This window comes from Pseudoalteromonas luteoviolacea, from assembly GCF_018100925.1.
GTDB lineage: Bacteria > Pseudomonadota > Gammaproteobacteria > Enterobacterales > Alteromonadaceae > Pseudoalteromonas > Pseudoalteromonas obscura.
On sequence record NZ_JAGJEH010000013.1, the window covers coordinates 75,946 to 92,932 of the forward strand.

2 protein-coding genes are annotated in these 16,987 nt (G+C 48.9%); both read right to left on the reverse strand.

Annotated features, from left to right (window positions below; translation table 11 throughout):
• Positions 1-116: 116 nt before the first annotated feature.
• Positions 117-12,281, reverse strand: a complete 12,165-nt coding sequence (locus J8M00_RS23295; RefSeq protein ID WP_211012841.1) for an amino acid adenylation domain-containing protein — start codon at positions 12,279-12,281, stop codon at positions 117-119.
• A gap of 335 nt (positions 12,282-12,616) precedes the next feature.
• Entirely contained in the window at positions 12,617-16,987 is a 4,371-nt protein-coding gene (locus J8M00_RS23300; RefSeq protein ID WP_211012842.1) for a type I polyketide synthase, read from the reverse strand.

Genomic DNA, 16,987 nt, shown 5'->3' on the forward strand with positions numbered 1-16,987 from the left:
AAGGAAAACACGCAATATTACGCCTTTACCTGCCCAAGAGATGGTATAAGGCTAGTAAGAAGATGAAAAAGCCAAGTTCATCATGTGATCTTGGCTTTGGGTTTAAATAAATAAGCTTACTTTTTCAATTTACCAAACTTGGCAGACTTGCGTTTTTTAGCGCCGCTACTGCGTTTAGGCCTAGGTAAGGCTTGCTCAGGATTGGCTGCCAAAGTATCCAACAAACTCAACCACTGAGTGACCAAGGTCGCCATTCTGTCTTTCAGGTAGAGATCTGTTTTAAATACCAGATTACCACTAAACCCAGTTTCACTCGGCTCAATGAAGATGCCTGAGTCAAACTTACTGCTCACTTCACCACTTGGCAGCTCAGTGATCTCCATGCCTTCAACAGGCCAGCGTGGCTGTGGTGTATTTTGCATTACAAATAACTGCTGGAAGATTGGCGAAGTGCCCGCTTGGCGCGGCGTATCCACCAATTGCATGATCCGCTCAAGCGTCAGTAGCTGGTTATCTTGCAGTGCTAAAAATTGCTGCTGAACCTGCTTTGCCAAACTGATAAGACTATCATCTGCACTGACTTTTACGCGCAGTGGCATCACCTTAATGAAATAGCCAATTAATGGCTCCAGCGAGAGTGTTCCTCGACCTGCCATCGGCGTGCCAACCACTAAGTCTTGCTGCCCCGTTTGCTGGCTCAAAAACGCCATATAACTGGCTTTTAATAAAGCAAATAAGGAAACCTGATGCGCCTCGCTCAATGCTTGCAATTGCGACGCTGTATCAGCTTGAATATCAAAACGTACCTGTTCGCCTTGGCTGCTTGGTTTCTCAGGGCGCGGGAAATGAAGCGGTAAAGTCGTGACCTGTGGTGCCGCCTCTAGCTGCTGCTGCCAGAATGTGTTGTTTTGAGCTCCTTCGTCGGATGCTAAACGGGCATTTTGCCAGTGGGCATAATCCGCGTACTGCACTTCCAACGGCGCCATCGCTTCTGCCAAACTACTGTCACCTAGCTGCTCTGCATAAAATACACCGAGTTCTTGTACCAAGTTGGCAATTGACCATCCGTCACTGACAATGTGATGCATACTCACCAATAATTGATAGCTATCAGCCCCCACTTGCAGCACTTTTGCGCGCATCAATGGGGCTGTGCTTAAATCAAAGTACAGCTGCTCAAAGTCACGGCGAATTTGCATCGCCATTTGCTCACATTCAACCTGCTCAACAGCAATAGAGAAGTGTACATTTTCAAGCACTTCACTGCGCGGCTCGCCCTCAACATTCACAAAGCGAGTACGCAGCACTTCATGGCGAGCAAGTAGCTGGTTAAATGCCAGCTCAAGAGCCTGAATGTCTAGTTTACCACTTAGAGATACGCCCCCCGCGATGTTATACGCCGCTTTATCCGCAGCATCACTCATTCTATCCGTCAGCCACAAGCTTTGCTGCGCCGCTGACACCGGCATTAGCTGTGTTCGCTCGACCGGCACTAGTGCTAAACGCGCTGACCCCTGCTCAGACTGCGAAGTCAACTGGGCTAAAGTCGCCAAATCCGGTGCATTGAAAATATCTTTAACTTCAATGCCGTAATCACCTAATTGGTTAATTCTAGGCACCAAACGCAGTGCACTGATGGAGTCTCCTCCCAATGCGAAGAAGTTATCGTGTCGACTCACTTGCGGGGCATTTAACAGTGATTGCCAAATCTGTGCTACCTGCTGCTCAAGGCCCGCATGTGGCGGCACAAATGCACCTTGCTCCGAGGTAAGTGTAAGTGTCGGTAAGCGTTTACGATCCACCTTACCATTTTGATTAAGCGGCAACTGCGCCACAATTTCAATGGCTTGCGGGATCATATATTCAGGTAGCCGCTCGCGTAGCGCAACTTGCAGCGCACTGCCTGTCAGCTTATCACTGACTGCAAATGCCACTAACACTGGTTGCTCCTGCGGGGTTTGCACCAAAACAACCGCCTGTGCCACCCCATCGAGCGCGCTGAGCTGCGCCTCAATTTCACCTAACTCAATGCGGTGACCACGAATTTTAATCTGATCGTCAACACGGCCTAAGTATTCCAGCTGTGCCTGCGCATTCCAGCGCACTAAATCACCCGTGCGATACAGTCGCGTGCCATTGTCACTAAACGGGTCCGCCACAAATCGTTCGGCGGTTAAATCAGCTTGCTGCACATAGCCTTCAGCTAAACAACTGCCGCCAATATACAGCTCACCCACTGCACCGTGTGGCAACAAATTCAGGTCATTATCTAGCACATACACGTTTCGATTGCCGACCGGCTTGCCGATCGGAACGTAGCGACCATCAACAGAAGACTTGGCATCACCCATCCACAACGTTGGTGTCACCACGGCTTCGGTTGGGCCATAGGCATTAACAAACTGCGCTTGTGGCAAGCTTTGCTGAGCCAGCTTAAAGTCACCTTGATGCCAGCCTTCACCACCGACAATACATAGGCGCACTGAGTCCAACTTTGACACATGACGTAAGTACGCAGGCGGTAAGTCCACTACGGTGACTTGTTCAGCCTCAACGAATTCGACGAGTACATCTGGGCCCATAGATTTAGGGTCCACCACACTCAACTGTGCACCACTTTGCAATGGCATTAACAACTGCTCCAGCGCCGCATCAAAGCCCATTGAGGCGAATAGCAAAGCATGATCGCCTACTTGATAGTGATAATACTGCTGCATGGCATAGCAATGATCTGCCAGAGCCTGATGAGATACAGCGACCCCTTTTGGTAACCCCGTCGAACCCGACGTGAAAATCATATAGGCCGTTTGCTGCGGTAAAATAGTGTTGCTGAGTGCCGTTGTCGGATAAGCGCTGAGCTTAGACTCATCCAATGTATGGGTAGGCACACCCATTAGCTCACTGGAAATATCATCACTCAGCAATAAACCAGCGCCACTTTGCTGTGCAATATATTGCTGACGCTCAAGCGGCAAACTTGGGTCAATCGGCACGTATGTCGCACCGGATTTCAGCACAGCCAAAGCTGCAATCACCATGTCAATGCCACGCGCAAAACGTACCGCCACAACCGGATGAGACTGTGCACACAGATAATGTGCCAAACGGTTACTACGCGCTGCGAGCTGCTGATAACTCAATGCCGTATCGGCAAATTTCAGTGCGATATTGTGCGGGTATTGATTTGTCATCGTGCTTAATTGCGACGTGACCAAATTTGCCGCCGTATACACTTGCCCCTGACTCAGAGCATGCAACTGCACTTGCTGTACTTCTGGGAGTAACACGAGATCGGCAATGCGCTGTGATTGCCTATCGACTAACGCAGACAATACCGAATTAAGCGCACAGGCTAATTCGGCTCTGCGCGCCGGGCTAAAGCGCTCTTTGGCAAATTCAAACTCAATATCGGTGAGCCCTTCGCTGTTTTCATAACAGTTTAGCACCAATTCAAACTGCGCTTCGCTGGCAGCAATCAATACTGGACTCACATCTAACTGAGGCAGCGCAAGCAGCGCCTCACCATCGACGCGTTGATGGTTGATCATCACTTGGAACAAAGGCTGTTCTAGGTCACGGTCTAAATCAAGGCTATCTAATAGTTGCTCAAATGGTAAATCTTGATGCGCTTGTGCGCCCAATAACTGTGTTTTCACCTGCTCAAGTGCATCACTCAATAACACATCGCCTGAGAGGTGCGTGGTGATCACTTGGGTATTCACAAAGAAACCAACTAGAGATTCAGTCCCCGCTTTATGGCGGTTGGCAATTGGCATACCCACTCGAATGGTTGATTGCCCACTGTAGCGATGCAACAATACCTTCAGTGCCGTCATTAATACATTAAACAAACTGGTGTTGTTAGCTTTAGCATAGTCAGCCAAAGCTACTTTTAACGCATCATCTAACTGAATTTGCTCAGTAACAGCTTGATAGCTACTTTGTTGCGTCGAAACATCGCTTGGCAGACACAACGCAGATAAATCATCACCAATGACGCTATGCCAATAGCTGAGCTGTTCAGCTTTAACCTCATCATTTAACCAAGCCCGCTGCCACTGTGCATAATCGCTGTAGCGCACGCTCGCAGTGTCGATAGATAACACCTTACCAGATAGCGCATCGCGATATGCCTGTGCAAAATCGTCGATGATGATCTGTAGTGACCACGCATCAGAGATAATGTGGTGCATCACAACCACGAGTTCATGCTGTGTATCACTGTGCTTAATAAGGCCAACTCTGAACAGGTTGCCTTGGGTCAACACAAATGGCTGTGCCACGAAATCCGCACGCCATGCAGTACTGTCCGCGTCATTGGACGCATCAAACTCATGATATGCACATTGACCAATCGGTGCGATAAACTGTGATACCTGCGCATCTTTATCTTCGACATACACAGTGCGCAGCGCATCATGGCGATTGCTGACAAAGTCCAACGCACTTTGTAGTGCCTCTGAATTGAGTATCCCTTGCAACATCAAGCCGCCTTTTATGTGATACGCACTGCTCTGTGGTGATAGCTTCCACAAGAACCACTGACGCTGCTCGGCAAACGACAGCCCAGAGTACCTCTGTGTCTGACGCAGTAGCGCCGGCTTGGTACTGTTCTCATTGTCATCAATCAAAGCCGCTAATTGGGCAAGACTGCCCGTACTCAGTAGCTGAGGGAGTTCAAAATTAAGTCCTGATTGGTTACCTTGGCTAGCCACGCTCAGTGCTTTGATAGAATCTCCGCCTAATGCAAAGAAATTATCATCACGACCCACTTGCTCCGCAGCTAATACTGACTGCCAAATAGCAGCTAAGCGTGACTCGGTCTCTGTCTGTGGGGCGGCATACCTCTGGGTTTTCTGCCAGTGCGGCGCCGGCAATGCTTTTCTATCTATTTTGCCATTGCTGTTGTGCGGCATTTCATCCAACGTCATCACCAGTGCTGGTACCATGTAGTCAGGTAGCCACTGGGCAATGGTCGTTTTAATAATTTCACTCTCTAGCGCTTTACCAGACACATAGCCTACTAGCTGTGTTGTGCCCGTGCTGTTGTCATCAACGACAACCGCTTCACTGACCCCTTCACAGCGATACAGCTGGGCTTCAATGTCGCCCAACTCAATGCGGTAACCGCGGATCTTCACTTGATGATCAGTACGGCCTAGATATTCTAGTTCACCTTGATGATTCCAACGCACCAAATCGCCAGTACGATATAAACGGCTGCCATCATCTGCAAACGGGTTTGCCACAAAACGCTCAGCGCTGAGTTCAGGGCGAGATAAATAACCACGGGCAAGGCCGAGACCGGCAATGTACAGCTCACCAGCCACCTGTTGTGGACACAGGTTTAATTGGTTATCCAGCACATAAAGTTGAGTATTTAAAGTGGCATCACCTAAATACACTGGGGTCTGTGTCACTTGATAGCAACTTGACCAAATGGTGGTTTCCGTCGGTCCGTACATGTTCCAAAGTGTGACCCCCGTTGCCGCCACGTCATTGACCAACTCTGCAGGCAAGGCTTCACCGCCACACAAGGCCAATTTGCCTGACACATGAGTTAATAAATTAAGCTCTAACAAGCTGCGCCAACCTGCTGGGGTGGCTTGTATTAAGTCTTGCTCGGCCAATAACGCAGAGCTCAGCGTCGAGGCATTTTGTGCCACAGTGACCGTACCACCACTTATCAGTGGTAGATAAATTTCCAGCCCAGAGATATCAAATGACAATGAGGTTAATGCCAATGCATTGAGGGCGCTATCTAAGCCCAATTGCTGCTGCATGCCCAACAAGAAATTAATCAGGTTCCCGTGACTAATTGCCACACCTTTTGGTAAACCTGTGGAACCTGAGGTATAGAGAGTGTATACCAGTTGATGGTGATGACGCTGCACATCGAGGTTGCCATTGTCATATGATGCCAGTGGCAGATCCGCGATGTTTAAACAGGTCACATCATCAGCAAAGAATACCTCTGTATTAGTAATTGCAAACTTAGCGCCACTGTGCTGGCAGATATAATCGCGGCGCTCTTCTGGCAGCTCCACCGCGATTGGCACATACACACCACCTGCTTTGCCTACCGCTAGTATCGCGACAATCATCTCAATACCACGGGTCATGCTGACAGCCACAGGCATTTCAGTGCTCAGCCCTGCGGCGATTAACACCTGCGCCAATTGATTTGCTCGACCATTCAGTGCGTCATAGCTGAGCTGCTGACCTTGCTCATTTTGTACCGCAATTGCCTGAGGAGTTTGCTTTGCCTGCGCTTCAAACATTGCCAATGCATCGCTGCTAGGCAGGGGTTGTATTGAGCCAACACCGAGTTGCTTCACCTCAGTTTGAGTGGCGTCATCGAGCAATTGAATGTGCCCAAGAGGTTGTTCAACTTGCGTTTGCAGTGCCTCAAGTAGGCGCGCCAAATTGCTCGCAAGATGCACCACAAACTCAGCGCTTAAACGCCAACCTTGGTAAGCAAAGTTAATCGTCAGCCCTTGAGCCGTTTCTACAAATACTGTCAGTGGATAATTGGTTTCTTCGCGGTTCTCAACCAGAGAAAACTCTGTCCCACCTAGCTTATTGGCACCTAATGTCTCTGAAATTGGATAGTTTTCAAAAATTAATAAGCTGTCAAACAGGCCTTGCTGATCAAAGCTCACTTGTCCGTCAGCCAGTTTTTGAATTTGATACAAAGGTGTATGCTCAAATTCGCGGCTTTGCATACTGTCTTGTTGGCGGGCTTTGAGCCAGTGTCCAACAAGCTGTTCATTGTCCAGTGTGCTGATCACTGGCAGGGTATTGATAAATAACCCCACCGTGCTGTCACTGCCCGCAAGATCGGCCGGTCGACCTGATGTCGTCGCACCAAAACACACCGATGATTTATTCAACATACGACCCAATAACAGTGACCACGCGCCCTGCAGTACGGTGTTGACAGTGATCTGCTGTTGCTGTGCAAAACGCTGTAATTGCGCCGCTTGCTGCTCATCAAGCTGTAATGTGTGCTGCGCATAACCTAGGTTGCTATCCAATGCATCACGATTTTGCAGTTCACTCAGATAAGAGGCGTCGTTTAACTGTGCGAGTCTAGTCTGCCAATAATCATCACCCGCCGCGTCATCTTGCTTGGCAAGATATGCAAGATAATCTTGATACTGGCCCCCAGGCTGTGGCAAGGCTTGGCCTTGATATGCCATCATGACTTCAGCCAACACCGCGGTGCTACTCCAGCCATCGAGCAGCATATGGTGATAGGTCCAAATAAAGTGATGCTGCTGTGGCCCTTGCTGAACTAGAGTGAACGACATTAAGCCCACTTCTTCGGTCACCGCAAAGCCTTGCTCTAAAATTGAATGAGCCAATGGCGCTGTCGACTTTGTCGGCTCTGACTGCCAATCCAGCTCATTAAAGGCAATTTGATGGCCCGCCACCACGTATTGTAACTGTTGCGATGTGGTGGAAATAAACCCAGTGCGCAGCGCATCATGTCTATCTACCACTTGCTGCCATGCCGCTTTAAAGCGCGTGACATCAAGACCACTGATATCCAGTCGCAACTGATTTAAATACGCGGCACTTTGCTCAACCATCGAGTGGAACATCATGCCCTGCTGCATGGCTGAGAGCGGATAAATGCTGGACACGGTTTGCTGTGCAATAGGCAGCGCATCTAGCTCTGTTTGGCTCAAGGATAACAGCGGTACATCCGCTGGAGTCAAGCGTGCATTGGCGTCGCAGCAGTGCGCAATCACCTGTGTCAACGCCTGCTTGAGGCGCTGGGCAAACTCCGCCATATCAGACTGTTCTAAACAGGCACCACTGTACGTGATGGCCATGTTCAGCACCCCCTTTTGGATTGCGCCATTGATAGCGATATCCGAACTGAGTGGGTTTTGCGCGGCAATGCTGCTGCCGACGCCATCTGTGCTCATTTGCCAATCCGCCAATTGCCCATGTGAATTGGCATCAAGCTGGCCTAAATAGTTAAATTCGATTTGTGGCTTGCGCGCAATGTGCAGTGCTTGTTGCTGTGCATCGCTGCCATAATATTTGAACGCACCATAGCCAATGCCTTTGTTTGGCATGGCACGTAAACGCTCTTTGGCGGCAATAATGGTGTCTGCAATTTCATGGTGGTTGGTCAATTTCACCGGATATAGTGCGGTGAACCACCCCAAGGTACGGCTTAAATCAAGCTGAGATTGCCACGGTTCACGGCCGTGGCCTTCTAAAAAGACCTGTGCTTCGTTGCTGCCGGTCCATTGTTTAAGGGCCACACTTAATGACGCCAACAATAATTCGTCAATATGCGTGCGATATGGACGCTGCGCCTGTGATAATAACGCTTGGGTTTGCTCTTCACTCAATGCCACTTGAATGGTTTGGGCACTGTGCATGGTGTCATCGCCTTCAGCGACAAAGTTTGGCAATGCAAGCGCATCGCTGTGCTGGTTTTGCCAAAGTTCAAATTCACTGTCGTGGCTGCTTGGATAAGCTTGGATCTGCTGCGCCCAATATTGATAACTATGGCTCTTTAATGGCAGCGCAATCGACTTGCCAGCAGCCACCTGCTCCATGCCTTGCAGCAAGTCATCGACTAAAATTCGCCACGATACACCATCAATGACTAGGTGATGAGCAATTAAAATCAATGCCTGACGACTCTCACTGTGGACATACAGCACCCGTAGTGAGTCGGCGCGCTGAATGTTTAAACTGCTTTGGGCCTGCTCTGCAGCATTTGCTAAGTACGCGTCAAATGCTTCGTCGGTGGTGGTTTGATACCACACCACTTCACGATAATCAGCTTCGTCATAGTCGCGATATGTCTGCTGCCACGTCCCTTGATGTTGATATTGCAAACGCAAGCTATCGTGATGTTTTATCAAAGCTTGTACACTCTCATTGAGTGCAGCCAAGGTAATTGGCGCAGGCGGTATCAAACGGATTGCTTGGTTCCAGTGATTAACATTGCTTGGCTGTCTTGCAAAGTAGGCCTGCTGAATGGGCAGCAGTGGTACCGCACCACTGACCATTTGCGGGATTTTATCTTCATCACTGAGTTCACTCAGTTCGACGGCCAATTGCGCTATCGTCGGTGCCTCAAAGACTTGCTTGGCACTTAAAGCAAAACCATGCTGGCGCATCGCAGCAACAATTTGTAGGCTGAGAATGGAATCACCACCCAGTGCAAAGAAGTTGTCATCACGACCTATGGGGCTTTGCCCAAGCACTTGCTGCCAAGTTTGGCACAGCAATTCCTCGCGCTCACCTTGCGGTGCCTGATAGGCTGTTTGTGTTTGCAATATCGGTTCAGGCAACGCTTTTCGGTCAACCTTACCATTGCTGCTCAGTGGTAGAGACTCCATGACCATAATGCTACTTGGCACCATGTAATCTGGTAATGCGTCACTCAAGCCCTGTTGTAATTGACTGTCATCCAGTAACTCACCGCTTACATAAGCAGCCAATCGAGCACCACCATTTGGACCCTCGATAGCAACCACGACCGCTTCTTTTACTCCTGGCTGTGCAAACAGCTGGGTTTCAATTTCCCCCAGCTCAATACGCAGACCACGGATCTTAACCTGATGATCGGTTCGCCCTAGATATTCAAGCTCGCCCTGCTCACTCCAACGCACTAAGTCACCACTGCGATACAAACGACTGCCATCTGTCGCAAATGGATTGGCAACAAAGCGCTCAGCGCTGAGATCTGGACGGTTTGCATAGCCTCGAGCCAAACCGATACCGCCGATGTACAACTCACCAACAGCACCGATCGGGCTTAAGTTTAGTTGCTGATCAAGCACCCAAAGTTCACACCCTGCGATAGGCTTACCAATTGGTACAGCTTTATCGGCATGGCCGTCACATTCGTAATAGCTGACATCGATGGCAGCTTCAGTAGGGCCATATAAATTGTGAATTTCAAGGTCAGGCAATAGCTTTAAAGCATCTGCCTGTAGTGCTGCTGGCAATGCTTCACCACTACAAATTATATGGCGAATGCTGTCGCAGTGTGAGGCCTTTGGTTCGCTGATAAAGGCCTGTAACATTGAGGGAACAAAGTGCAACAAAGTGACTTGCTGAGCTTTGATAAGCAATGCCAATTCGCGGGGTTCTTTATGTATTTCAGGCTCCGCTACGACGAGGGTTGCGCCGCGCATTAATGGCCAGAAAAACTCCCACACAGACACATCAAATCCATAAGGTGTTTTTTGCAAAACGCGATCTTCACTGCCAATTGGATAAGCTTGATCTTGCCAGCTGATACGGTTGTATAGTGCGTGATGATTGTTGATAACGCCTTTTGGTTTACCAGTCGAACCAGAGGTATAAATAACGTAAGCGGCTTGCTCAGGTAAAATGGTCACACTTGGATATGCATCCTCTTGAGATGTCAGCGTTTTTGTAAGTTCAGACCAATTAAAATAGGGTACATTAAACTGTGCACCATCCCGATTTCCCAGTACCAGTTTAAAGGTGCTATTTTGGGCAATATAGTCAACGCGGTCGGCAGGTAAATTAGGATCTAGAGGCACATACGCTGCGCCGCTTTTCATCACTCCTATCAAGGCAATGACCATTTCGAAACTACGGTCAAAGTACACCCCAATTTGATCTTCCCTGCCAACACCTTGAGCAATTAACCAGTTTGCTAACTGATTGGTATATCGTTCAAATTTGGCGTAACTGAGGTGTTCGCCAGCGAAGATCAAAGCACTGTGCTGAGGCGTTTTTCGCGCTTGCTCGCTGATGATGTCAGGGATTGAGTGTTGCCAAGGAAAAGCCGCAGCACCTTCGGAAAATGCCTCTAAACATTGCTGTCTATGCTGTGGGTACCAGTCTAAGTATTGCAGTGGAGCGCTCGGGTGGTTTGATACCGCCAAGAGCAAGGCTGCTAGTTCGTCCAAACAATGCTTAGCAAACGCTTCGCTATATAAGGTGTTGGCGTAATACAGGTGCAAGGTGGTTGCGCCTGTCACTTCCTCGATCACATCCAATTGCAGGTCAAACGGCATCGAAAAACGCAGCGCTTGGGTATCTTTGAGCGAGACCCCTTGCAGTGCATCCATAGCACCTTTATCACGCTTTAAGTAGTTGAACATGACCTGAAATAATGGGTGACTGCCAGTACTACGCGGCGGCTTGATAGCATCCAGCAAATGTTCAAATGGCAAATCCTGATTTGCTTGTGCAAATTGTGAAAATGACTTGGCTTTTTCCAGTAACGTTGCAAAGTTATCTTGCGGATCAACTTCCAATCTCACCACTTGAGTATTGATAAAAAAACCAATTAATCCATGTGTTTGTGCATGGTGACGGTTGGCAATTGGCACCCCAACTTTAACATCACTTTGATCACTATAGCGGTGCAACAAGTATTGAAATGCACTGAGCAAAACAAGGTAAGGCGTCACTTGGTGTTGTTTGGTGAGCGCTTGCACTTGCTGCCAAAGCGCCGTTGGCAACGCGAGAGACTGTGTCGTGATCGGATAGTTGCCACCTTGTCTTGCGAGGCTATTTGCGGGCAACCTTAAAGGTTCAAAGTCTTCGCCAAGCGCCGATTGCCAACCTGCCAACTGCTTTTCAAGCAGTTCAGTGTGATCCTGCTTGGCGAGCCATAAAGCATAATCTAAATAATCGGCTTTGGGTTCAACCTCAGGTAAACTTTGGTGGTTTTGCAATAAAGCATAGGCTTGAATAAATTCATTAAACAGCTGCTGCATTGATGTACCATCAGTCACAATATGATGCATCACCACTAATAAAGTGCACTCCCCTTGTGACTCTAATAGCGCCACTCGCAATAGTGGCTCAGCAGTCAAGTCAAAAGGTTGATCGGCAATTTCGAATGCCTGTTGTGCACTATCCGATTGGCTAGGCACATCAACAAAGGTAAACGCGCTCTCGCTTTGTAGCTGCTGCACTGTGGTGTCGTGCTCAACACTAAATCGGCTATTCAAGATACCGTGTTTTGCAACCAAGTGGGTAAATCCAGCTTGCACCCAAGCTTTATTTAATTGCCCTTGAAAAGTCAGTGTACCAGCTAAGTTGTACACACTGTCTTCAGGGTCTAGCTGCCACGCAGTCCACAATCTCTGTTGAGCCGGTGTTAACGGGACCTTTGCAGCTCTGTCTTGGCGGATCTCTAACTGGTTTTGTTGCGCTCTTGCCTGACTGTCTGCCAACTTAGCTTTTAATTTTAGTTGCTGCTCTTCAGTTAATGCGCCACCGCGCTCGCGTCTTCTTCTACGCTTTTGCTCGCTCATGCTGATCCCACCTGACTATCTATTATTGTGCACTGCTAATTTGATTTATTCGCTCAAAGTTGAGCGGCTCACTGCGCTCTAACTCAACCGTATTGCAATATGTTTTGGCCAAATACCTGCTCTCATCCACAACCACATGCAGCGGCAAAAAACAGACAAGCTGTCTTTTTGGGCTGATGAGTTTGAATTGATGACTGTGGTAGTTACATCGAATTTTGCTTTGATGTGTTGGTAAAATTGCTCTCGATGCCAGCTAGACGTTGGGAAAGGAAAAAAATAAAGCAGGAGGCCAAAAAGGCCTCCAAAAAAGTGTCATATGTGTCGCGAATACTCGCTTACTCTTGGAGCAACTGCTCTTCGATCAGGAAGGTGAGATTATCTAAATTGGGATCTTCAAAAAAGGTTGCAGGCTCGATTTCTACCGCAAACTGCTGTTTAACTTTCGCCAACATTTGAATGGCGATAAGCGAGTCGCCGCCTAACTCGAATAGGTTGTCAAAAATGCCAATTTCATCAAAGCCTAAAAACTCTCCCCATATCGCGGCAAGTTGTAACTCTAACTCGCTTTCTGGTGCTTCAAACTCCGTATCTAAGTCAGGGCGTTTGTGGCCTTTCGGTACTGAGGTGGTTGCTTGCATTAACTTTTCCGTTAGTTCTGCAACTTTATCTGCACGCGCTTGCCACGATAAACTTGCCGCATACAATTGCGACGCTTTCGATTGCGCAATACCCGCTAGTAAAATTTGCGCTGCGGCCTCATTAATACCAAAGTCTTCACCGACACTGTGCCCTGCTGCCATACCAATATTTGCCCACGCATCCCAATTAATCGACTGCACTAAGAAAGGATGTGACTGCATCGCGACGGCATCGAGGTAACTATTGGCTGCACAATAGTCACTTTGACCCATAGCGCCGAGTACTGACGCCAGTGATGAACACAAAATCATACGTTCAAGACTGTGAGCTTTAAACGCAGCCAACAAATTATCAGTACCGCGAGTTTTCGCAGCCATACTTTGTGCAGCCTGCTCAGCGGATACTTGAGCAAGCATCCCGCCACCAGGTAATCCTGCGGCGTGGATCACTTGAGTGATACGGCCAAGAGACTGCTCCGCGTGGCTAATTGCGACATTTAAACTGGCAATATCAAGTACATCCGCCGTAACGACAGCGACACGCGCACCATTGGCTTTAAGTGATTGTAAAGCACGGATCTGGTTCGCCAGCTTGTCATCGACGTCATCGCCACTCAATAGTTCAGACCAACGCTCACTTGCAGGAAACTCACCGCGAGTTTGCAAGATAACAGCGTGGCCTTGTGCCACCAATAAGTTAGCCAATACCAGACCAACCCCGCCCAATCCACCAGTGATAAAGGTCACTGGCGTCGATACTGAGTTTACCAAAGCATCCGCTTTCGGCACTACTTGCTCAGTCAGAATAAAGCGCTGGCGCCCACGGTACGCAACTTCGGTTGCGTCATTGCCCAGATCCTCAACCAGCTGCATTGCAATATTTGATTGTGTTGCATCGCGCTGTGCAGCAGACACTTCTCGCAACTGACAACGAATGGCAGCCTGTTCCATGCCTATCACTCGTGTGATACCCAGTGCAGTTGCCTTGTCTGCCGATACCGTTTCTTCCCCCAGCACACTGAATAACTCACTCGCAACCACAGTCCACTGCATTGTGCTTTGGCCCAGTAACCACTTAGCAAGAGGTAGAAGAAGTTGATAACCACAGCTTTGCGCGTCTAACAAACGGCAATCTACTATGCGATCGAAGCCGCCAAGTTGCTCCTGCAGCTCATTCAACTGACTTTGGTCTTGGCAATTTACACGGTATTGCCCCTGCTCAAGGGCACTGAATGATTCGCCTTGCCAAACCACAGTCACTGCTGCACCAGAGCCAACCAGTGCTGCACTTATCAGTGAACACAGTGGTGCGTCGGTGGCAATCATCACCACTTTTTCGCCCACTAAGTTCGGGGCCAATGCGGCAGAATTAAGTTGTTGCTGCCAAATTGGTGCTAGCAGCTCAGGCCCAGCACTGGTGCTGACAGATACAGCCGATGTCGTATTAGTTTTAGCATCAACCCAGTACTCTGTTGTATCAAACTGGTATGCTGGAAAGGCGATTTCTGTATTGTGTGGATGTGCAGAAACCTGTGACCAGTTGACCTCGACGCCCAATTGCCACAATTTTGCCAGCGTTTTCACAAAGGGAGGCACTGGCGCTTTTAAATCTCGCGCATGAGCAATCGAATTTAAGACCGTGACATCCTCATTCACTGATTGTGCAGCCAACTTTTGTAGGGTATCTCCCGGGCCAGCTTCTATCAGCACGTTACATTGTGCGGCTAGGGTTTTCACGCCATCGACAAAGTTCACCGCTTGGCGAATATGATCAAGCCAGTACTGAGGCGATGTCGCTTGCTCTGGTGTGATCCAAGTGCCTGTAACATTTGAAACAAACGGTGTTTGTGGGGCATGTAATTGCACCTGTTTGAGGACCTCAGAAAACTCTTCCAACACAGGCTCAGTAAGGTGACTGTGGAAAGCATGGGACACATGGAGTCGCGTCACGCTGATATCAGCGGCTTTTAGCTCACTTTGCAACGCTTTTATGGCTTCTTTGCTGCCCGCTACAACCGTATTACTCGGACTATTGCAAGCTGCAATATCTAACTGATCATTTAAATAGGGCTGCAAACTTGGCGCATCACTCATCACTGAAAGCATCGCTCCTGGCGCCATTTTTTGCAGCGCTTCACCACGGGCTGTCACTAGCTTTACAGCTGTTTCCAAGCTCATCACTTCGCTCAAACACGCTGCCACATACTCGCCAACACTGTGTCCCAACATAGCCTCAATATGGATGCCGTGCCCCTGATAACACTTAGCCATCGCATAGGCCACGACAAATAATGCAGGTTGCGTCACGCGGGTTTGCCCAAGTAACTGATTAGCTGCTAGCACCTCATCATCATTTGGGGTAAAGACACGGCGTAGCTCATCTTGTAAACCAGCATCAAATAATGCGACAACCGCGTCAAACTGAAGTTTGAATTCTGGAACATGTTTTAACAGTGGCTGGGCCATCGTGACATATTGTGAACCTTGACCGGAGAACATCAACGCCACCTGAACCGCGCAGGTTTTGTCACCGTGAATATCGCGCATCAATAACTGCTGTGCCTGCTCTGCGCTGTCGGCAACCACCGCATGACGAACCGTGTGTGCGGTGCGATTATGCTGCAATTGTGCTGCGATCAGCGCTAAGTTATCTGAACTTTGTTGAAGTTTAATCGCTAGGGCTTGTCGCTGTGCCTCAAGGGATGATTGCGCATTACCAGAGAGCGGTAAGATATGCCATGGCGTTGATTGATCGTAAGAAGCCGCAGGTGCATTGTATTCTTCTAAAATGACATGGGCATTAGTTCCACCCATCCCCAATGAGCTGACCGCCGCTCGGCGTACCGAGTCACTGTGCCATGGCTGCAACTGGGTATTGACGTAAAACGGACTGTTGGCAAAGTCAATCTTGCTGTTTAGAGGCTCGCAGTGCAAACTCGGAGGTAACGTTTTGTGACGCAGTGCTTGCACTGCTTTGATAAGCCCAGTAACCCCCGCAGCCGAGTCCAAGTGACCGATATTGGCTTTGATTGAACCGATTGCGATTTGCTGCTTGCCACACTGCCCATAAGCTCGGCTCAAAGCGGCAATTTCGATGGGATCGCCTAAAGTTGTACCTGTGCCATGGGTTTCAATATAGCCAACCGAGCTTGGCTCAATATCAGCAAATTCGAGCGCCGCTTCAATGGCGCCAGCTTGACCTGTCACACTTGGCGCAGTATAGCCTACTTTTTCTTTACCATCATTGTTAATGGCTGAGCCTTTGATCACCGCAAGTATATTGTCACCTTGCTCAATCGCATCTTCAACGCGCTTAAGTACAACCGCCGCACTGCCACTACCAATTAGGATCCCATCGGCGTGTTCACCAAATGCGCTCAACTGCCCAGATGGTGATAAGCTCCCACCCGCAGGGGCATGGTAGCCTTGTTGATGATTTAAATTGAGCCAAACACCACCTGCCAATGCCGAATCACACTCATAGTTTTGCAGTGAGCGACATGCCATATGCACCGCGACTAAAGACGTTGAACACGCAGTTTGTACTGTAACAGCCGGGCCCGTTAGATCCAGTTCGTAACTCACTCGAGTTGCCAAAGAGTCTTTATCATTGCCATTGGTCAGCGCCAACAAGCTAGTGATGTCTTGTTGGCTATCCCCGAGTAAGTTCTGTAACAAGTACGCAGGCACACCACAACCGGCAAACACACCAGTGAAGTTACTGTTCCCAGTGGTAATACCTGCATGCTCCAACGCATGCCAACAAGTTTGCAAAAATACCCGTTGCTGTGGGTCAAGCTGCGCCGCTTCTTTTGGCGTATAACCAAAAAATGCGGCATCAAATTGCGCCATGCCAGAAAATGGAATACCGCGTTTTACATAATCAGGATGTGCTAGATCTTCCTCGCTTACGCCCGCCGCTCGTAGTGTCTCGTCGTCTAAATCTTGCACTGCACAGTGCCCGTCACGCACATTTTCCCACAGCGCATCGACGTTTTGTGCATCCGGGAAACGACCTGCCATACCGACGATGGCAATATCTAGTTCACTATAATTACTTTCTGACAT